This window comes from Ignatzschineria cameli, from assembly GCF_003121895.1.
GTDB lineage: Bacteria > Pseudomonadota > Gammaproteobacteria > Cardiobacteriales > Wohlfahrtiimonadaceae > Ignatzschineria > Ignatzschineria cameli.
Genome location: NZ_QEWW01000001.1, coordinates 446,980 through 467,576, shown reverse-complemented (window position 1 = coordinate 467,576; position 20,597 = coordinate 446,980). Strand labels below are relative to the sequence as shown.

Genomic DNA, 20,597 nt, shown 5'->3' with positions numbered 1-20,597 from the left:
TGCGCCTCTCAAAATCGATATGAATAATACGGGGATGATAAGTGTGGTAGAAGGGATAAGGGAGATATGTACAGAGCCATACGTACAAAGCAATACGTACAGAGCAATAGGATCACATAAATTATGATCTGAGGAGTTATGATCTAATGGTTACGATCAAATGAATGATTGATCACTAAAAGTGATGATTAAAATTGATGACTAAAATTGATAACTATGACGATAAAGAGTTGGCATTTATTGATGATAATCGTATTATTAATGAATCGCTTTACTCTTTCATCGATATTGAAGAGTAGCGACATCGAGTCGTAGACGATATCCGGCAGTAGGATATTCAATGGTAGGCGCAGGTAACAGATATGTACCAATTTTTAGGGGAATATGAGTTAAAGGTCGATACGAAAAATCGTATCGCGCTCCCTGCTGCCTTAAGAAAACAGTTTAATGGGATGAACCATTTTGTCATCAGCCGTGCGCTCGATAAGTGTCTTAACTTCTACCCTATTGAGGCTTGGCGCGAAGTGGAAGCAGAATTGGAGAAGCTCAATCCCTTTGTTAAAAAAGAGCGTGATTTTGCACGATTTGTCCGTGGCGGTGCGACAGAGGTGATTTTAGATGCACAAGGGCGAATGGTCCTCCCTAAAAGATTGATGCAATATGCCAATATTGAGAGTGATCTTATTCTCCTAGGAAATGGCAATCTCTTTGAGATGTGGGATCTAACCACTTATGAAACAATGCTCGATATCGATCCAGAGGATTTCTCCCTCTTAGCTGAAGAGGTGATGACAAAAGAGGAAGAGGTTGAAGAAGCGCCTCTCTTAGACCCTTCTATTGTGGTTCCTTTAGGCCGTCGATAGATTGTCCGAGATAGGTGAGGCTAGATGTGATTAGAATTGGTTTAATTGATTCCGGTATTGGTGGATTTTCTATCTTAAATGCTTTTTTAGCAGCGAAACCCCTTAATCAGACACAATTTATCTATATTGCCGATTCAGGCCATCTTCCTTATGGCTTAAAGAGTGATCACTATATTCATGAGCGAATGGAGCGCTTAACGGCGGAGCTGTTAGCGCGAAAGATCGATGCGTTAGTGATTGCCTGCAATACGGCGACGGCGGTCAGTGCCGAGAAATTACGAGAAAAATATCCCGATCTTATTATTATCGGGATTGAACCTGCTATAAAACTTGCAGCACAAGCAACAAAGAGTGGTCATATCGCGGTTGCGGCAACTCGCTCAACCCTTAATAGTGAACGGTTAGAGAATCTTGCAGCACGTTTTGCCGCAGATCAGAAGCTTCATAAAATTGTCGGCTCAGAGTGGGTCGATTTGGTGGAGGCGCAGAAATTAACACTTGAGCAAAATCGGGAGATTTTAAGCAAAACCTTAAGTCCACTATTTCAATACCCTATTGATCAATTGGTCTTAGGCTGTACACACTTTCCCTTCTTGATGCCGGCACTTGAGGCTATTCTTCCTAAAGAGATCACCATTATCGATCCTGCTAATGCAATTGTTCAAGAGTGTTATAGCCGTCTTTCAGCACATCAACCTCATCTTGTTGCCCTCGCCTCTTCTGATACTTTAAAAGGAGTCGCTCAGAAGAGTGTGCTTCTTTTAACAACCGGAGAGATCACAGAATTTCAACGACAACTCTCACTCCTGCAGAATGATGGTATCACAACAGAGATTGCAAAAATCGATACTTAACCCCTCTCATCAGATATGGTAGAATCGATCCTATTATCGACAAAAGATGCTAGGATTAACCATGAATAAATTATTAAAAGCAACTATCGCCTTAGGCGCAATGATGATTTTAGCAGCATGTGGTGACTCACTACAGAGTGTCGCTCCTCAAGATCAGCTCTTTACCATGAAGATTAGCGAGCAGTTCCAAGATGTTATGGACAAGAAGGATGCCATTGTTGCCGTCCGTCTAGAGGGCGCTCCTGCAGAAAATATCACCCTGCTTCAAGCAAAAGAGGGAGATATTGAGAAAGATATTCTCTATGCAGTCACGATCGATCTTCCAGAAGGCGTTGTAATTACTCTTCCTGAGTTTGAAGAGGTGATGAATGAGCAGATGGATGCCATCAATGAGATTGTCGATTTTAAAGTCACTCCCGTTAAAGGAAGTGAAACACAGATTAACTATATTGCCGAAACCCGGCTCAATAATGTTCCCTACTATGAGTATTGCCGTATTGCTGTCGAAGAGCAGATCACAACCATCTGTATGGGAACTACAAATGATACTAAAGGCGCTGAAGCGGCAATCAATAGTATTCAATTTAAAAAGTAAATGTTTATTAGCTGAAATAGCTGAATAGCTCAATCCGCTAATTGTGTCGTCGCTCTATGGTAGCAGCACATTAGCGGATTCTTATTTGGGCCTTCTTCTATTATCTCGTTTTAGTCCATTTGATGATTTGAAAAGCCACTATCTGAAATTTTTAAAGTTATTAAAAATTATTTAAAGTTACTACTTAAAAAGTTACTACTTAAAATTACTACTCTTTACTGTTTTTTACTACTTTGCAAAACTGCTCGAAATACCCCCTAAAGTAGTATGTTATAAAAAGATTACAAGGATTACTCTATGCCATTTACCCCCCGCTCTGACCAGCAGATTTACCGCTTAGATTATCTTGCACCCACTTTTACAATCCCTCTTTTAGAGCTACACTTCACGCTTGATCCAGAAGTGAGCAGAGTTCGCTCACAATTTAAGGTGATTATTGAAGAGGGAATCGAGTTACCCCACTCAATCAAACTCCATGGTTCAAAAGCCCTCTTTGACCTTCAGCTAAAGATCGATGGAGAGAGAGTGGAAGTAGCACCACTGCTCGATGAGGCGGGAAATCTCACATTGACGTTAGGCGAGAGGGAGCAGTTAATAGAGATTGAAAATAGCATCTCCCCAGCTGCCAATAGTGCGCTTAGTGGACTCTACCTTTCACGAGGTATTATCTGCTCTGATTGTGAGCCGCAAGGTTTTAGAAATATCACCCTCTTCCCTGATCGACCTGATGTGATGACCCAATATCGTGTCACCTTAGAGGCTAATCGCTGCTACCCAATCCTGCTCTCTAACGGCAATTTAGTGGAAGAAGGTTCAATTGATGAAGAGCGCCACTACGCTATTTGGGAAGATCCTTTTCCTAAACCCACCTATCTCTTTGCTATTGTGGCCGGCGATCTTCAATTTATTGAAGATCAACATATCCGTCCAGATGGTCGCCCGGTACAACTTCGCATCTACGCCTCCAAAGAGAATATTGGTGCCTGTGATTTTGCCCTCGCAAGCCTAAAAAAAGCGATGCGCTGGGATGAGAAGCGATTTGGACTTGCCTGCGATCTCGATTTTTACAATGTTGTAGCTGTAGATGATTTCAATAGCGGTGCAATGGAAAATAAAGGGCTCAACCTCTTTAATACAAGCTGTATTTTAGCCACTAAAGCGCAAGCAACTGATCAAAATTTCCGTTTTGTTGAAGCGGTGATTGCTCATGAATATTTCCACAATTGGACGGGGAATCGGATTACTTGCCAAGATTGGTTTAATCTCTCCTTAAAAGAGAGCTTAACAGTCTTTCGCGAACAAGAATTTATGTCGGAAGTAGCCCCCGGAATTCGCCGAATTGAAGATGTAAACTTTCTACGCCTTCACCAATTCCCAGAGGATCAAGGGCCCCTCTCCCATGCGGTTCGACCCGATAAATTAGGGTCGATTGAGAATATCTATACCACAACAACCTATGAGAAAGGGGCGGAAATTATTCGGCTCTACCAAACAATTTTAGGGCGCGAAGGTTTTGATCGAGGATTTGCGCGCTATATCAAAGAGTTTGATGGAATGGCGGTTACGGTGGATGATCTCTATGCCTCAATGAAGATGGAAAATCCCCGTCTTTTTGAGAACTTCCCGCTCTGGTACTCGCAGCGAGGAACACCTAAAATTCAGGTAGCAACGGAGTACTATCCTGACAAACGGGAGATGCGCCTCTCTTTGAAGCAATTTCTCTTCGATCCTGTCACCAATGAGCTACAAGAGCCGCTTCCCATTCCCATCAAGTATGCCTTTTTCAATCGAGAAGGCGAGATGCTTCTAGAAGAGACCTATACATTGACGATGGCGCATCAGTGTCTCATCTTCCACAATATTGATGAAGTGCCGGTAATCTCCCTCTTAAGAGATTTTTCCGCTCCTGTTACTGTTGATTATCCTCAATCGATCGATGATCTGAAGATCCTTATTCAATATGAGAGTGATTACTTTGCAAAATGGGAAGCGGTCCAAAAATTAGTAACTCGCGTTCTCTTTAATCGAGTACTGCCTCGCGAGGAGCAGATTGAGATCATTGGTGATGCTTTAGCTCCTCTTTTTGAGTATGCCTATCAGGCACCTGAATTTGCAGCCCTACTCTTAACGCTTCCTGATAATGATCAACTCTTTGATCGACTTGAAAATGAAGAGATTCTGCCGCTCTATCAGCTTAAAAGAGAGGTCGAGGTCGGTTTAGCAAAACGTTTCTCTACACAATGGAAAGCACTTTATACCCATTATCAAGAAGATTCTGTTGCCGCTAGAGCGATTAAAAATGTCGCCCTGCGTTACCTTAGCCATCTTCCTGATGAGGCGGAATTAGCGGTCATACAGTATGCTCAAGCAGATAATATGACTGATATCAATGCCGCACTTATTGCGCTTCTTACCAATCAAAATCCTCAGGCAGAAACAATTATGCAAAACTTCTATCAGCGATATCAAGAAGATGCGCTCTTAGTTGACCGTTACTTTGCACTTTTAGGCGGGACACCACACTTAACAATGGATGATGTTGCAATGATTAGTGCTCATCCTGCTTTTGATCTCAAAAATCCCAATCGCGCACGTGCAATTGTTGGATCGATTGGGCGAAATCGTATTGCTTTAGCAAGAATAGGTGCTCCTCTTTATCGATGGATTGCGACAGAGATTGTAAAAGTTGATAAGATCAATGCAGTAACAGCTGCCCGTCTTATCACTCCTTTTGCGAAACTTGCTCGTTTGCCAGAACCATTGCAAGATGAAGTTCGAGCTATCGGTCAAGAGATGCTCGATTCCCAGGAGATTTCGCATAACTTATCAGATCAATTGAAGAGGATTTTATTATGATGAATAGAGAAGAGTCGTTATTAAGCCCTAACTTAGAGCAACATAAGATGGCGGAGCTGATTATTGCCCGTCGGACCATTCATCACTTTGAGCCGACTGCAGTTCCACTTGAACCTGTTAAAAGAGCATTAGAGCTTGCTGTTTATGCGCCTAATCACCATCATACTCACCCCTACCGTTTCTACTTAATGGGGGAAGAGATTAGATCGCGTTTTCTCGATTATGCTAAAGAGGCCTTCTCTGAACGAGATCCTGCCTCTGCCGAGACAAAGCTTGCGCGCTGGAAAAAGATTCCCGGCTGGATCCTGGCCACTCGTAAGAAGAGCGATAAGGAGAAGGTTGCTCATGAAGATTATGCCACGCTCAGTATCTCACTCTATATTATGATGCTCTCTTTAACTGCTGAAGGCATTGGTACAAAGTGGTCTACCGGTTCTCTTCTCTTTACTGAAGCGGCTTATGCTGTCTTAGGGATCAATCCCGAAGAAGAGGTCATTGAAGGACTCTTTTGGTATGGTTATCCTGAAAAACGACCACTTCCCTTTCCAAAACCACAATTTGAACAGTATGTTACCGTACTAAAATAGTCGGGATCGGTCGTTCAATAGCAGATCTATTATTGATATTCGTTATGCAAACTACTATTCAATCTCTAAAGTCGCTTATCGCGAAAGAGGATAAAACAGAAGAAGATGCCCCCTATCTGGGGGCGCTTAAAGAGGGTGAAGAGCTCTCAATTGTCCTAGGATTTGACTTTGGCACCCAAAATTTAGGGATCGCCGTCGGGAACTGTTTAACTCAGACTGCACAACCTCTTACAATCTTAAAAGTGACTCACAATCAACCCCGCTGGGAAGCGATTGAGGAGCTTCTACAAGAGTGGCAACCTGAGGCTTTTATTGTTGGTATTCCTTATACCCGAGATGGTACGGTCACTGAACATCAAAAAATCATCAAAAAATTTATCAATCGACTTCATGGTCGATTTGGTCTCCCCGTTTTTGTTGTCAATGAGGCATATAGCTCCCAAGAGAGTGAGCGTTACATTAAGCCATCACAACGGCATAAAAAGGGGCAGCTTGATGCAATATCTGCAGCGATTATTGTTGAGCGCTGGCTGCAAGGAGTGATTTAACCCATCGTAGGGCTTGTCAGTCCGTAAGTCCTGCGCTATTCTCAAAATGTCATACCATATTAGGACACTTACAGATGAAAACCTTTTTTCAATTTATTAATCGTTTTAGTTTAGTACAGCAGATCATCGTTGGCCTCATTTTAGGGGTGATCGTTGGTTTCTTCTTTCCACTTCATATTGCCCAATCGGTCGGAATTATTGGTCAATTCTTTATTGGTGCGTTAAAAGCAATTGCGCCGGTATTGATCTTTGTCCTTATTATTGCTGCAATCTCTAACTATCATAAGCAAGAGAGTGGCAATGGTGCAATGCAGAAGGTAATTCTTCTCTATGTATTTGGAACCTTTCTTGCCGCTTTAGTCGCGGTCTCTATCAGCTTTATCTATCCTGTTGTTGTACCTTTAGATATTCCTGCTGCCGAGGCACGTGGTCCTGCCGATATTACCGATGTTCTTCGAACACTCTTTATGAATATGGTGGATAACCCAGTCAATGCATTGGTCACCGCAAACTATATCGGCCTGATCTCATGGGGTGTTCTTTTTGGTTTTGCCTTAAGATCTACAAATGCATCAACTCGTAATCTCTTTCAAGATTTAGCACAGTTAGTGACAAGTGTTATTAAAAAAGTGATCCTAATTGCACCATTAGGTGTCTTTGGGCTTGTCTCTGTAACAATTGCTGAAACAGGTTTTGAGGGGATAAAATCTTATCTTGAGCTTGTAATTGTACTTCTCGTTGCGATGGGAATAGTTGCTTTTGTTGTCAATCCGCTCTTAGTCTACTGGGCGATTCGTCAAAATCCTTATCCTTTAGTATTTCGTTGTATTAAAGAGAGTGGTATGACTGCCTTCTTCACCCGTAGTTCAGCGGCGAATATTCCGGTTAATATTGAATTGAGTCGTAAGTTAGGTGTCCGTGAAGAGACCTACTCTGTCTCTATACCATTAGGTGCGACAATCAATATGGCAGGTGCGGCGATTACAATCACTATCTTTACACTTGCCGCGGTGCATACTCTTGGGATTCAGGTTGATTTCTTCTCCGCTCTGCTCTTAAGTATCTTTGCTACAATCGGCGCTTGTGGTGCTTCAGGTGTTGCCGGCGGATCACTACTACTTATTCCCCTCGCCTGCTCACTCTTCCAGATCGATAATGATATTGCGATGCAGTTAGTTGTGATCGGCTATGTTGTAGGTGTTATCCAAGATTCAACAGAAACCGGTTTAAACTCATCAACCGACGTTCTCTTTACCGCTGCGGCAGACTTCTCTGCAACAGGAGTGGTTCCTAAAGAGGTTTCAAGTAAATAGTCACAATAAGAAATAGTGATAAAAACCATAAGAGAAGCGCTATCTCAATAAAGGATAGCGTTTTTTTTGTTCTGATTTTTTACTATTATACCAATAGGCTGATCCAATAAAAAGATTGTGGAGCTGCGGGAAATCACTATTTCACTCTTTTCACTCCTGCATGCCCGCAAGTTGGCATCTTCGATGCCGAGAGAATAATCGGAAATTGATACCATCTGCCGGCACATGATTTATGGCAGTACGAGATAGTAAGATCCGGCAGCGTTCAGCCCTATTCAATTCCACTTAAACAAAAATACCCTCAATCCGAAGCCATAGATTTATGGAGGATTGAGGGTATCTTTCAGTTTGATGATTGAGTCTAATTAAATATTAATAGAATTCAATATATTCAATATATTTTTATTTTTTAATAATCGGAGAAAAGATCTGTCTCTAAATAGAGAGGATCTACAGCCCATTATTATACCGTAGCACTGCGGCTTGATGAACGACGTGATGGACGTGCGCTACGATCGGTTGTGCTACGACGCTCATTACGAGATTCATTGCGACGACCTTCACCACGAGGCGCTCGACTGCGATCGCGATCTCCACGACCTTCTGTACGGCGTGCTGAACTTTCTCTTCTTCCACCGCGAGAGTCATTACGACGACCTGCACCACCACCTGGACGGCGACGACCACCACCGCGTGGCGCGCCACGTAATGGCTCTTTCTTCGGCTCTAAGCCCTCAATAACATTCGCTTTAATCTCTAATTGAATGAAATCTTCTACTGCATCAAGAAGGCGTTTATCTTTAAAATGAACAAATGTTACTGCCGTTCCTTCACGCCCTGCACGACCTGTACGGCCAATACGATGAACGTAATCTTCTGGCTGTCTTGGTACACCAACGTTAAAGACGTGGGTAATTGTTTCAACATCAATACCACGAGCGGCAACATCCGTTGCAACAAGAATCTTGATCTTGCCACGACGAAGATTATCAAGACAACGATTACGAACACGTTGCTGCATTCCACCATGGAGATAATCAACAGAGAGACCTTTCTCTTTTAATTCATCAGCGATCTCTTCCGCATCGATCTGTGTTGGTACAAAGACAACTGTTTGATCGATCTTGGCATTCTCTAACCAATGGAAAAGTAATTTTTTCTGATGTTCTCGACCATCTGCCCAATGAAGAATCTGAGTGATATTTTTATTGATCGTATCTTTCGGAGAGATCTCAATACGAAGAGGATGATTCATCATTCCTTCCGCTAATCTCATCACTTTTGGTGGGAAAGTTGCAGAGAACATCAATGTTTGACGATTATTAATACAGCTTTTATGGAGTGTCTCTAAATCTTCAGAGAATCCCATATCGAGCATACGGTCCGCTTCATCAGCAATGAAGAAGTGAACATTATCAAAGCTAATCTCTCTCTGCTTGTAAAGATCGATTAAACGTCCAGGTGTTGCTACTAAAAGTGTAACATTTTGCAATTCACGAATTTGACGACCATAAGGCATACCACCAACAACGGTCGCTACACGAAAATCACGATGTGAACCCTTAAGGAGAATCGCCTCTTGTGCGACCTGTAAGGCAAGTTCACGTGTTGGACACATTACAATTGCATGGGGTGCGGGCATTTTATAGGCCGGCTGACGTCCACGGCGACCTTTACGTGGTGCGGGACGCTCATCTGTAGTGCTCTTCTCTTCAAGCTCTTTTGCATCCATAATTTGATGCAAAATAGGAAGAAGGAAGGCTGCTGTTTTACCACTTCCTGTTTGACTTGAGACCATCACATCTTGGCCTCCCATCGCGACAGGAATAACACGAGTTTGAACCTCTGTTGCGCTGTCATAGCCCATTTTTTGAACGGCAGCTAAGAGAATAGGATTTAAATTTAAATCAGAAAATTGAGACATAAAGATACTGATCCCTAACTAAGAGAGGGATTTCCTTTTAATATAAAATTTATAGGGAATGCGCTTGAACATTCAGCCAAAAACATGCATCGACCGAATCTCAAATAAGCGTCAAGTACACTTATGTCATAGTTCTTAACTATGAACCAACAGGGCGATGAAGAGGGAATATCATACCCTCTTTTTATTTTTTTGCAATCTATTTTCACACAGATAGCTCAACAACGGGGATAACCCCATCATATTAAGGCTTTTTATTTAACTACTTTTATTACCCAGCTCTTATCGGCTAATCGACTAATTGACTAATTAAAAGATCTCATTTAAAAGATCTCATTTCTGAAATGCTTTTAAAAACACTTTTAGAAGTATCTGTTAGAAGATCCTTCATGAAGCTTTAAAATAATTTTCAACAATTTTAAAAGAGGAAGGGGTTGGGAGATATTAGAGAAGAAAAGGTTTTCCCCATCTCTATTATCTAAGAGAGGATGTCTATTAGATTTCTCTTAGAACCCTATTAAAGAGGTAGCAAAAACCACTTTAACACTATTACTCCTTTAACGCCATCTCCTTCTTCTTTTTCACCTCATTATCTTATTGATAGTTTTATTGATAACTACTATTTTTAATCAAGAGGTCGATCTCCTCCCAAAGCTTATTGAGCCTTTTTTCAGAGACAGTCACTTTTGTTCGCATAGGTTGAGCGAAGAAAGAGACTGCCATCTCCTCAATCATCCAGCGATACTCTTCCAAAATCGCCGGCAGCTCTTCCCGAGTAGCAAAGAACTTTTGAGCTTTCAGATAATTTTGCCAATGTTGTTCAATAACACCATTTTGTTCATTATCGCGTGCGACATTTTGTGGAAAGCGTTCAATTCGTATTATCATCGCTTCTAAAAAGCGGGGAAGCTCATCTCGCCACTGTTTAGGGGTTTGACTAATAAAATCAGGATAGATCAGACGATCTAGCGCCAACTTTATTCGCTTCTCAATTAACGCACGATTCATAGGGTGAAGCGTATTAAGCGCCTCTCTTACCCCATTGACTCGCTCAAAAATCTCTACAATTAAGCGGCTAAGATCGGTCGCATCAGAGACCATCTCCCGGCGCATTTTTTCGATAATCTTCTGAAATTGCTGAGCATCTCTTGGGAGTAATGATTGTGCCTCTAATCGATCTTTGATAATCGCTCGCATCAGATCTTCTCGCAAGAGCTCTTCATTACCAACCTGCCGGAACATCAGGGCAAGTTTGCCAAATTGTGGCCACTGTTTACGAAGATATTTCACCTGCTCATGCAATGCTTTTAAGATCAACGTCACTAATGTATTAAGATGCTGCTCTTGTGCCGTATAAGGTCGATCGTAGAGTTGTTTACGAAGCGTCAAAGGTTGCTCTTGAGAGATCACTAAGGCGGGATACCCTTTTAGCTCAATGCCGTTACGGACAAAACGCTCTTCCGCCTCAATCTGCCAATCATTAACTGTAAAATCGATCCTCTCCTCACGGTTTTGAGAAGTTTCTTGCCCATTTTTTGCATTTTGAGGAGTATTGGGCGCTTTAGGATCTCCCTTTCGACCCACCTCTTTTCGCCGCTTTCCGGCACCAAAGCTTGAGGCGAGCTGCTGAAATGCATTCTCTGCTCGGCCTCTCAATTTTTGTGTCAATTGATTGAGATCTCGCCCTTCGGCAATTGTTTTCCCGCCGGTATCGATTACTCGAATATTGATACGCAGATGCTTATCGAGCAGATTTTCATCGAAAAGATGGGGCTCAATCTTAATTCCGGATCGACGCGTTAGGAACTCTGCAATCTGAAAGTAGAGATTTCCCTCTCCAAAAGTCAGCTTTGTTAACATCTCCTCAACAACATTAGGCAGAGGCACAAAGTTTTTCCGCAGAGCCCGCGGTAAAGATCTTAAAATCTCGGTAATCTTCTCCTGCAATAACCCTGGAACAAGCCAATCAAGACGTGTTTTATCCAATAGATTGAGCGCAGCTAAAGGCACCATAAGTGTCATGCCATCATCTTCTGCAGCTGGATCGAAGCGGTAAACGGCATTGAGTCGCAATTGTCCAAAAGCGATTGTCGTGGGAAAATCTTCAAGATTGAGTTGATCATCATTATCTAAAATATCTGCTTCACTAAAGATTAATGATTGATTGTTTTTAGGATTTTTGCACCATTTTTCGAGCGAAGCAACGGAGTAGATATCTTGTGGTAAGCGCTCGTTATACCACTCAAAAAGCTTCCATTCCTCAATTAAGATATCGCGCCGACGAGTCTTCTCTTCCATCTCTGCCACTTTTAAGATCGTCTTTCGGTTAATACGATAGAAAGGCGCTCGAGTCTGAATCTCCCCTTCTACCAGTCCTTCACGAATTAAGAGCTCCCGGGAAACTTCAGGTTTAATACGGCCAAAGCTGACAATTCGATTCTTAATAATCGCAAGATTAAAGAGACGAACAGTCTCATAGGCGGCGGCTTGCCCTTGCTGTTTACTCCAGTGAGGCTCGGTATATTCACGCTTTAAGAGATGTTGCGCTAAGCTTTCGAGCCATTCAGGATTGATTGCCGCATTCATACGGGCAAAGACTTGGCTCGTTTCAACAATCTCCAGAGCCATAATCCACTTTGGCGGCTTACGATAGAGCGCCGATCCCGGGAAGATCTTAAATTTACGGCCATTTGCGCCACTATAAAACTTCTCTTCCCCTAACTCACCAATCTGGTCGAGCGATCCCACTAAGATGGCTCGATGAATCTGATCTTCACTAAAAGAAGGGAAGGTATATTCTCCCTCTTTAACCCCTTTAGGTTGATTTTTCTCCTCATTTTTAGGAAAAGGATTCCACTTTAAGGAGAGCGATTGATAAATTCCCTTCAATTGTTGATAGAGATCGAACCACTCTCGCATGCGCATAAAGTTCAAGAAGTGGGCCCGACAGAGCTTACGCATCTGACTTTGACTCTCTCTTCGTGCGCGATCCTGATACCATGCCCATAGATTAAGGAGCGTGATAAAGTCGGAACGCTCTTGCCGAAAGAGACGATGCTTCTCATCTGCTTGTTGCTGATACTCTAAAGGCCGCTCCCGAGGATCTTGAATTGAGAGCCCGGCAACAAGTGCTAACACTTCATGACCAACGCTCTCTTTTTCTCCTTGTAGAATCATCGCCCCTAACTTAGGATCGATCGGTATTTTAGCTAATGTTCGCCCTAACGGCGTTAAACGCCCCTCATCATTAACCGCTTTTAGCTCTTTTAAGGTCTGAAAACCCTCGCGAATCTGTCGCATCTCCGGCATCTCTACAAATGGAAATTCCTCAGGATTTCCTAAACGAAGATGCCCCATCTGCAAGATAACAGAGGCGAGATGCGTTCTTAAAATCTCAGGATCTAAGAAGAGAGGACGACTCTTAAAATCCTCTTCACTGTAGAGACGTATGGCAATCCCTTCTGCAACACGGCCACAACGCCCCGATCGCTGATTAGCTGCCGCTTGTGCAATCGGCTCAATTAAGAGACTCTGAATACGGGATCGAGCATTATAACGGCTCACCCTTGCAACGCCGGTATCGATAACATAGCGAATACGGGGCACTGTAATAGAGGTTTCAGCAACGTTGGTAGAGAGGACAATTCGGCTTCGCCCTTTTGGCGAGAAGATCTTCTTCTGCTCTGCCTGACTCAATCGTGAGAAGAGAGGCAAAATATCGTAATGATGAAACTCTTTACGAAGTAGATCAGCGGTCTCTAAAATCTCTCGCTCGCCGGGGAGAAAGATTAGGATATCCCCCTCTTTTTCCCGCTGTAACTCATCGATTGCAGCGATAATACCTTGCTCCATCTCGATCGGATCATTCTCTTCATCAAGATGAAGGTCGCGATAGCGAATCTCAACAGGATAGGTGCGGCCAGATACCTCTATGATCGGCGCTTTTTCTGGGCCACCAAAGTAATTTGAAAAGGTCTCAGGATCTATCGTAGCTGAGGTAATTATTAACTTTAGATCAGGTCTTCTTGGGAGAATTTTCTTCAAAATTCCTAAAAGAAAATCGATATTGAGACTTCGCTCATGAGCCTCATCAATAATGATCACCTCATATTGATTGAGATAACGATCATGCATCAGCTCTGTTAAGAGAATTCCATCGGTCATCAATTTGAGAACTGTCTGATCGCTCATCTCCTCATTAAAACGCATCTTATAACCCACAAATTCCCCTAGCGGTGAGTTAAACTCTTCTGCAATTCTCTCGGCAACTGAGAGCGCCGCTAAACGTCGAGGCTGCGTGTGCCCTATTCGCCCTCTTGCCCCTAATCCTGTCTCAAGGCAAAATTTGGCAAGTTGCGTTGTCTTCCCTGAGCCGGTCTCCCCGCAGACAATCAATACCTGATGTGATTTGAGCGCTTCAATAATCTCTTCTCGCGCTTGGTAGATTGGCAGGTCAGTTTGATAATTGAGATCGGGAAAGCGATTTAAGCATGCTTCTGTCTCTGAGGCTGATTGCACAATCTGCTCTTTAAGCTTTAAAATCATCTCTTGTGAAGGTGATTTTTCCCGTTTTAAGGCAAAAAATTGACGCCGCAACTGATGCGCTCGCTCAGTACGAAGATAGGGTAAAAGGGCTTCTAGCTGTGCAATCTCTTTGGGAATATCCATTATGCTCTTTTATGTATCGAAATAATTAATAGAAATTAATAAATTAATAGAATTAGTTAGTAAATATGATCTCTTCAAGAAAACTATCAGTGATAAGAAGAGAGTGGATCGTAAAGTTTGGTATAAGGTTTCAGTTATATAACAATGAGCAATAAATATTGGTAAACAAGGATATCGGTAAACAAGGGGTTAGTAGTGAGGCGGAATCTCTTCTTCCGGCGACCAGCCCTGCTCCTCATTTTTAGGCATCTCTTTTAATTTCTCAATCAATTGCTGTGAGATACGAGTAAGACGATCTAAGGTCTCTTGTTGTGAAATAATCGTCTCATTTAAGAGCTCAACGGTATATTCATGAAAAGCTTCTCGGCTCTCTAACTCATCTACACGAGCGACTAAATCTTCGATTCTCTCTTCTAAACTCTTACTATTTTGCGCTACCATCTTTAATACTCCTGATATCTCTACGATTCCCTCTTCAACTGACGCTTGAAGATCATCTATTTAAATTAATAGGGGATATGATAGCAAGAACCATAGAGAAATTATGGAATAAAAAAAGCCGAACTTCTATAAAAGTTCGGCTTTTAACAACTTGGAGCGGGAAACGAGACTCGAACTCGCGACCCCAACCTTGGCAAGGTTGTGCTCTACCAACTGAGCTATTCCCGCAAAAGAGGAATACAATTATAGAGAAAAATAGAATTCTGTCAACTTAGTTTTTGATGAAAAAAGAGGCAATGTTGCCGAGTGCCGATTATAGACCTGTAATTATAGATAACAACAACCTGAAAATAAGCGGCAACATTGAGATAGCAAGTTATGCAATAGACTTATTCTACTACTAACGCTAAAATGATTTATATAAAGCCTATAAATCTTATAAGAATACAACACATTAAAAATACAACATATTAAGTGATGCAGCAGGAGAAATCAGATGTGCCAACTATTAGGAATGAACTGTAACACACCCACCGATATTCTCTTCTCTTTTGAGGGGTTTCGTCGACGTGGAGGTGAGACAGATATTCACACCGATGGGTTCGGGATCGCTTTTTTTGAGGGGAAAGGCGTTCGAATCTACCAAGATGATAAGCCTTGTGCCTCTAGTCCTGTTGCAGATCTTGTTAAAAGTTATCAGATCAAATCTAAAAATGTGATCGCCCATATTCGTAAAGCAACTCATGGGCAGGTCTCTCTTGCGAATACCCATCCATTTATGCGTGAAATTTGGGGAGAGTATTGGCTCTTTGCTCATAATGGGCATCTCGATTGCCAGCGTCTCTTCTCTCATCCACTCTTCCAAAGAAGGGAGGATGATTTTTATCAACCGGTAGGAACAACCGACTCAGAGGCTGCCTTTTGCGCAATATTGAATGCTTTACGGAGAAAATTCCCACACAAACCTCCTCCTGAAGCACTCTTTCAAGAGATTAAACAATTAACCGCTATCATTCGACCTAAAGGGATCTTCAACTATCTTCTGACCAATGGTAAATGGATGGTTGCCCATGCAAGCACCCTACTTCATTACTTAATCCGGCAAGCCCCATTTGGAGAAGCAACGCTCCTCGATGATGATGTTAATGTGAATTTTGCTGCAGTGACAACTCCTTATGATAAGGTTGCGATTATTGCCACACTTCCCCTGACAACCAATGAAGTTTGGCATCAATTGGCAAAAGATGAGATTGTGATGTTTCAAGAGGGAGCGATTATTGCAGGTCATGCGCCCGACCCTGATCAATTTTTCACGGTAGAGGAGGCGCTAACATTAGCTGCGAAAGTTGGCGCGGCTGCACTACAAGAGAAAAAATGGTAGCATCAAAAAAGCCTGACAACTTTATGTTATCAGGCTTTTAAATTTGGAGCGGGAAACGAGACTCGAACTCGCGACCCCAACCTTGGCAAGGTTGTGCTCTACCAACTGAGCTATTCCCGCTTAGGAATGTTGACTATTATAGTCTCTCTTCTCTTTTTGTCAATCGACTCTTCTGTAGATATTTTGCACATACACTTAGATCTGTCTGGATCTGTTTGGGTTTATTTTGTACAAAATCTCATCTGCTTTTTCTCTATTTTGTTAATAAAATAGAGAAGGATGAAGAGAGATTAAAGAGATTGATTTTGGAGCGGGAAACGAGACTCGAACTCGCGACCCCAACCTTGGCAAGGTTGTGCTCTACCAACTGAGCTATTCCCGCAAATCAATGATTGCATAAGTATAATCTTTTTTTTCTTAGAGTCAATAATTGGTCTACTTTTTACACAAAGCATGGCAATAATCATAGATAATCGCCGAAAGTGAGCAATAGTTACTCTACTATAAGATAGAATGAGATATACGCCTCTTCTCTCTTATGATATCTTGCATTATTACGAAATTTGTATAGATGTTTATATGAGTCATATAGATATAGAACATATAGAACTATGATAAAAACAAACATGCGATTATCGAAAGGGTCTAAGGGATGCTAAAACTCAAAACAATTCAAAATTGGTTGTTTGTCTCGCTGTTGCTGGTAACTGGAATTCTCTTTCAGCCAATAGCAGCACAGACGCTCTTCAATCAATCTCAAGGAATTACTGCTACTAAAATTGGGATCGATCCAACAAAGCTATTAAAGCCTACCGAGGCTTTCGTTCCGAAAATTCATCTTCAAAAGAGTGACCCTGAGAATGGAGAGCATCAACTGCTGCTCTTATGGGAGATTAATCCCAATTACTATCTCTATAAAGAGAAGATCGATTTAAAGCTTAAAAATGCCAACGGGGAGATTATTGATTGGGCTCTACCTCAAGGGGTTGATCATGAAGATGAGTTTTTTGGGAGACAAGAGATCTATGATGATGCCACTATCATCCCTTTCACACTCAAAAGTGATGGTATCAATACCGGCCATTTCACTATTGAAGCACAAGGATGCGCTAAGAGTGGCTACTGTTTTGCGCCCCAACATTATGATCTCGCCTTAGAAATTGATCCAACAGTTGACGCTCGCCTTGATCAGATCAAGGAGCTCTCTTCAAACAATTCCGCTCTTCCTGAAATTACCTCTGAGCATGATCGATTAACTCAATACCTGCATGATAATGAGTATTTAGCGATTCCGCTCTTCTTCCTTTTAGGTCTACTTTTAACCTTTACCCCTTGTGTTTTACCGATGTTACCGATTCTTTCCGGCATCTTGACACGAAGTGGTAATCTTTCACCTAAAAAGGGTTTTACAATCTCGCTCGTCTACGTCTTAGCGATGGCCCTGGTCTATACTCTTTTGGGACTACTTGCGGCCTATTTTGGTAAGGGATTGGCGGCTTATCTACAAAATGCTTATGTTCTTATCGGTTTTGGCTCTCTCTTTGTGCTTCTCTCGCTTTCGATGTTTGGCCTCTATCAATTGCAGATGCCGGCAGCAATTCAATCAAAATTGAGCGCCTTAAGCAATCAACAATCGAATAAGAATAGTTACATCGGAACGGCAATTATGGGGATGCTATCGGCACTGATTGTTGGTCCTTGTGTTACTGCGCCACTTATCGGTATTATTAGTCTCGTGGCACAATCTCAAGATTATCTATTAGGGGGTGCCGCACTCTTTACGATGAGTCTTGGTATGGGTGTTCCGCTTCTAATTTTAGGAGCCTCTTCAGGACATCTCTTACCTAAAGCAGGACCCTGGATGGATAAGATCAAAACCCTATTTGGTTTTATGCTTCTAGGACTTGCGGCCTACTTTATTGGTCGTACCCTTCCCTTCTACTGGGAGCAGACGCTCTATGCAGCAATCGCATTGGCAACATCTATCTGGTTAATTGTAACGGTTGTTGAGAGCGGACCTAAAGCACGTCTATTCTTTGGAGCTTTAGCATTGGCAACACTCTTTTTCGGCATTCATTCGATTCACGAATCTGGAAGAGAGATAGAGAGCGCTCTATTTACACCTATTAAAGGAATTGCTGGCCTAAATGATGCTCTTACAGAGAATAACCATCGTGTGACGATGTTAGAATTTAATGCCGATTGGTGCGTTGCCTGTAAAGAGATGGAGAAATATGTCTTTAGCGACCCTGAAGTAAAAAATGAGATGGCAAAAATTAATCTCCTTGTTGCGGATATTACAGCCAATGATCACCAAGATCAGCGATTGCAGGAGCATTTTGAGATCTATGGTCCGCCGGCGATGCTCTTCTTTGCCCCAAATGGTGAGGAGATTCCACAATTAAGAGTAATGGGAAGTGTCCCAAAAGAGGAGTTCTTAAATCATCTTCGCACAATTATCAATCACTATGATGGTTCACCTCAATAGGAGCGATTCCTCATAAACAGCCACAAAAAAGCCTCAAAGAATGTAGAATCTTTGAGGCTTTTTATCGTTTTTTTGTTTCTTTTACTATTTTACTTTTATTGATGTGCTACTTAAACGACTCAATCTAGTCGATCTCATCATTTGAGCGCATCAATTTAGTCGATAATCACTCTCTTAATTTTAGCGCCTAAATTGGTCAGCTTCTCTTCAATAGAGTCATATCCACGATCGAGATGATGGAGCGCCCCTATTGTTGTTGTTCCTTCTGCCACCAGTCCCGCAAGAATCAATGCCGCAGAGGCTCGTAGATCAGTTGCCGTTACACTAGCTCCCGATAAGCGAGGAACACCTTCAACAAGAGCAAGGCGATTATTGATTTTGATATCTGCCCCCATCCGCGCTAATTCATTGGCATGCATAAAGCGATTTTCAAAGATGGTCTCTGTAATGGTTGAGGTTCCCTCTGAGATTGCCGCCATCGCCATAAATTGTGCTTGCATATCGGTTGCTAAAAGAGGATAAGGCGCTGTTTTGAGGCGCAGCGCTTTTAACTGAGGTTCACCTGCAAAGACTCTAATTGTGGTATCACCAACTTCTACATTAACGCCAGCTTGTCGTAATGCCATTGTTACAGCATCGAGATGCTCTGGAATACAATCAATAATAGTGACATCACCAAAGGTCATCGCCGCAGCTACCATATAGGTGCCTATCTCTATTCGATCAGGCATAACGCTATATTCACCGCCCCCTAACTTCTCAACACCGGTGATCGTTAAACGATCTGTTCCAATGCCTTCAATTTTCGCACCAATACTGTTGAGCATATGGGCAAGATCACTCACCTCAGGCTCTTTTGCACAGTTATCTAAAATAGTGACACCATCAGCTAATACTGCTGCCATTAAAACATTTTCAACACCTGTAACCGTTACAACATCAAAGGTATGATGTGTTCCCTTAAGTCGTTTATCCGTTGCCGTTGCTAATACATAACCATGCTCGATCTTGATATCAGCCCCAAGTGCTTCCATCCCTAAAAGATGCTGATCAACAGGACGACTACCGATCGGGCAACCGCCGGGCAAAGAGACCTCTGCATGACCAAATTTAGCTAGCATCGGCCCTAAGACGAGGATCGATGCTCGCATCTGAATCACCAAATCATGATTCGCTCGAGTCTTTGTAATAGAACGAGGATCAACCGTTAATGTTGATCCTTCAAAATGCACCTTAGCACCAAGATCCTCCAAAATTTTAGAGAGGACAATAACATCTTGTAGATTAGGAACATTTTTTAAAGTGACAGGTTCAGTTGCTAAAATAGTGGCAGCAAGAATGGGAAGTACTGCATTTTTAGCACCACTTGCACTTACAGAGCCTCTTAGCGGACCATTTCCTTCAACTAGAAGTCGCTCTTTTTCGCTCATTATTTACTCCACTCAGATGGCTTGTAAGTTTTTAGTGCAAGCGCATGGATCTCTTCTGTTTCAAGGCGATCGCCTAATGTCGCGTAAACTAATTTGTGCTGCTTTAACATTGAGAGACCTTCAAACTCAGGACTAACAATTATCGCTTCAAAGTGAACGCCATCATCCCCTTTCACCTCAATGTAATCACATTTTAGACCTGCTTCAATAAGCGCTTTCACTTTATCTTTAGTCATCATCTTTAATATTCCTTATACCGAATTAAATGTGATGGAGTGTGATTTCTATCCACCTTCTCTACTCACAAATTTTAGAAAATTGTTGTGCTCTATTATGCCATGTTCCCGGCAATGATTGGCATATATCGATCAAATTAATGCACTCTTTATCTACTCTCAACCACGACTCAGAGAAGCGATTGTAAAAGAGAGATCACTCTCAAAAGAATTATTTTGCCTATTACTTTATCAACCTTATCCTAAACTCAAATAGTTACACCACAAAAAGAGCGATCACCTTTAACGATTATCTTTAATGACTCTTAGAGATAATCTTCTACTAAGAGGAAACCTCTTCAAAAAACGCCTAAATTTTAGGCAATAGTGATGTGATCATTAGGGAGAGCGCTCTATTTTTTGTTACCATGGGA

At 42.1% G+C, this 20,597-nt stretch carries 14 protein-coding genes and 3 tRNA genes; 9 read left to right on the top strand and 8 right to left on the bottom strand.

All coding sequences use genetic code 11. The annotated features are described in order from the left end of the window. Nucleotides 1-362: 362 nt before the first annotated feature. From mraZ to sstT, 7 genes are all read left to right on the top strand, one after another. Complete coding sequence (mraZ, locus tag DC077_RS01810; RefSeq protein WP_109201052.1) at nt 363-863, top strand: division/cell wall cluster transcriptional repressor MraZ; 501 nt, start codon at nt 363-365, stop codon at nt 861-863. Between the two features lie 26 nt (nt 864-889). Beyond that, a complete protein-coding gene (murI, locus tag DC077_RS01805; protein ID WP_157953467.1) occupies nt 890-1,717 on the top strand; it encodes a glutamate racemase in 828 nt (275 codons plus the stop codon). A 61-nt stretch (nt 1,718-1,778) separates the two neighbouring features. Next, complete coding sequence (locus tag DC077_RS01800; RefSeq protein ID WP_109201050.1) at nt 1,779-2,312, top strand: hypothetical protein; 534 nt, start codon at nt 1,779-1,781, stop codon at nt 2,310-2,312. Nucleotides 2,313-2,609: 297 nt separating this feature from the next. Beyond that, the gene (gene pepN / locus DC077_RS01795; protein ID WP_109201049.1) at nt 2,610-5,168 is read left to right on the top strand and encodes an aminopeptidase N; all 2,559 of its coding nucleotides are present in this window, start codon (nt 2,610-2,612) and stop codon (nt 5,166-5,168) included. Then, the gene (locus tag DC077_RS01790; RefSeq protein WP_109201048.1) at nt 5,165-5,755 is read left to right on the top strand and encodes a nitroreductase family protein; all 591 of its coding nucleotides are present in this window, start codon (nt 5,165-5,167) and stop codon (nt 5,753-5,755) included. Before pepN ends, DC077_RS01790 begins: the two co-directional genes overlap by 4 nt. Nucleotides 5,756-5,799: 44 nt before the next feature. Continuing rightward, nucleotides 5,800-6,303 (top strand): Holliday junction resolvase RuvX, encoded by a 504-nt coding sequence (ruvX, locus tag DC077_RS01785; protein ID WP_109201047.1) that lies wholly within the window; start codon nt 5,800-5,802, stop codon nt 6,301-6,303. 74 nt (nt 6,304-6,377) lie between these two features. Next, nucleotides 6,378-7,616 carry a serine/threonine transporter SstT gene (gene sstT / locus DC077_RS01780; RefSeq protein WP_109201046.1) on the top strand — a complete coding sequence of 413 codons (1,239 nt, stop codon included), beginning with the start codon at nt 6,378-6,380 and terminating at the stop codon, nt 7,614-7,616. Between the two features lie 463 nt (nt 7,617-8,079). Here the strand turns inward: sstT and DC077_RS01775 are convergent, their stop codons facing one another. From DC077_RS01775 to DC077_RS01760, 4 genes are all read right to left on the bottom strand, one after another. Next, a complete protein-coding gene (locus tag DC077_RS01775; RefSeq protein WP_109201045.1) occupies nt 8,080-9,540 on the bottom strand; it encodes a DEAD/DEAH box helicase in 1,461 nt (486 codons plus the stop codon). Between the two features lie 606 nt (nt 9,541-10,146). After that, the gene (gene hrpA, locus DC077_RS01770) at nt 10,147-14,208 is read right to left on the bottom strand and encodes an ATP-dependent RNA helicase HrpA (RefSeq protein ID WP_109201044.1); all 4,062 of its coding nucleotides are present in this window, start codon (nt 14,206-14,208) and stop codon (nt 10,147-10,149) included. A 189-nt stretch (nt 14,209-14,397) separates the two neighbouring features. Further along, nucleotides 14,398-14,649, bottom strand: coding sequence for a SlyX family protein (locus DC077_RS01765; RefSeq protein WP_192874920.1), 252 nt, complete (start codon nt 14,647-14,649; stop codon nt 14,398-14,400). 152 nt (nt 14,650-14,801) lie between these two features. After that, nucleotides 14,802-14,877: transfer RNA gene (locus DC077_RS01760), tRNA-Gly, on the bottom strand. Between the two features lie 268 nt (nt 14,878-15,145). Here DC077_RS01760 and DC077_RS01755 point away from each other — a divergent pair. Continuing rightward, complete coding sequence (locus DC077_RS01755; protein ID WP_109201043.1) at nt 15,146-16,030, top strand: class II glutamine amidotransferase; 885 nt, start codon at nt 15,146-15,148, stop codon at nt 16,028-16,030. 44 nt (nt 16,031-16,074) lie between these two features. On the opposite strand, the gene DC077_RS01750 is transcribed toward DC077_RS01755, so the two are convergent. Together DC077_RS01750 and DC077_RS01745 are read right to left on the bottom strand one after the other, a co-directional pair. Then, nucleotides 16,075-16,150, bottom strand: a tRNA-Gly gene (locus DC077_RS01750). Between the two features lie 186 nt (nt 16,151-16,336). Further along, nucleotides 16,337-16,412, bottom strand: a tRNA-Gly gene (locus tag DC077_RS01745). A gap of 270 nt (nt 16,413-16,682) precedes the next feature. Between DC077_RS01745 and dsbD the strand changes: the two genes are divergently transcribed. After that, the gene (dsbD, locus tag DC077_RS01740) at nt 16,683-18,518 is read left to right on the top strand and encodes a protein-disulfide reductase DsbD (protein WP_109201042.1); all 1,836 of its coding nucleotides are present in this window, start codon (nt 16,683-16,685) and stop codon (nt 18,516-18,518) included. A 155-nt stretch (nt 18,519-18,673) separates the two neighbouring features. On the opposite strand, the gene murA is transcribed toward dsbD, so the two are convergent. Both murA and DC077_RS01730 read right to left on the bottom strand, forming a co-directional pair. Beyond that, nucleotides 18,674-19,948, bottom strand: a complete 1,275-nt coding sequence (gene murA, locus DC077_RS01735; protein ID WP_109201041.1) for a UDP-N-acetylglucosamine 1-carboxyvinyltransferase — start codon at nt 19,946-19,948, stop codon at nt 18,674-18,676. After that, nucleotides 19,948-20,187 (bottom strand): BolA family protein, encoded by a 240-nt coding sequence (locus tag DC077_RS01730; protein ID WP_094568072.1) that lies wholly within the window; start codon nt 20,185-20,187, stop codon nt 19,948-19,950. Before DC077_RS01730 ends, murA begins: the two co-directional genes overlap by 1 nt. Between the last annotated feature and the right edge of the window lie 410 nt (nt 20,188-20,597).

Excerpts from the sequence above, each read along its gene's own strand:
- DC077_RS01775 (WP_109201045.1), bottom strand. The coding sequence starts at position 9,540 with ATGTCTCAATTTTCTGATTTAAATTTAAATCCTATTCTCTTAGCTGCC.
- mraZ (WP_109201052.1), top strand. The coding sequence starts at position 363 with ATGTACCAATTTTTAGGGGAATATGAGTTAAAGGTCGATACGAAAAAT.
- murA (WP_109201041.1), bottom strand. The coding sequence starts at position 19,948 with ATGAGCGAAAAAGAGCGACTTCTAGTTGAAGGAAATGGTCCGCTAAGA.
- DC077_RS01755 (WP_109201043.1), top strand. The coding sequence starts at position 15,146 with ATGTGCCAACTATTAGGAATGAACTGTAACACACCCACCGATATTCTC.
- pepN (WP_109201049.1), top strand. The coding sequence starts at position 2,610 with ATGCCATTTACCCCCCGCTCTGACCAGCAGATTTACCGCTTAGATTAT.
- dsbD (WP_109201042.1), top strand. The coding sequence starts at position 16,683 with ATGCTAAAACTCAAAACAATTCAAAATTGGTTGTTTGTCTCGCTGTTG.
- DC077_RS01730 (WP_094568072.1), bottom strand. The coding sequence starts at position 20,187 with ATGATGACTAAAGATAAAGTGAAAGCGCTTATTGAAGCAGGTCTAAAA.
- DC077_RS01765 (WP_192874920.1), bottom strand. The coding sequence starts at position 14,649 with ATGGTAGCGCAAAATAGTAAGAGTTTAGAAGAGAGAATCGAAGATTTA.
- DC077_RS01790 (WP_109201048.1), top strand. The coding sequence starts at position 5,165 with ATGATGAATAGAGAAGAGTCGTTATTAAGCCCTAACTTAGAGCAACAT.
- ruvX (WP_109201047.1), top strand. The coding sequence starts at position 5,800 with ATGCAAACTACTATTCAATCTCTAAAGTCGCTTATCGCGAAAGAGGAT.
- DC077_RS01800 (WP_109201050.1), top strand. The coding sequence starts at position 1,779 with ATGAATAAATTATTAAAAGCAACTATCGCCTTAGGCGCAATGATGATT.
- sstT (WP_109201046.1), top strand. The coding sequence starts at position 6,378 with ATGAAAACCTTTTTTCAATTTATTAATCGTTTTAGTTTAGTACAGCAG.
- hrpA (WP_109201044.1), bottom strand. The coding sequence starts at position 14,208 with ATGGATATTCCCAAAGAGATTGCACAGCTAGAAGCCCTTTTACCCTAT.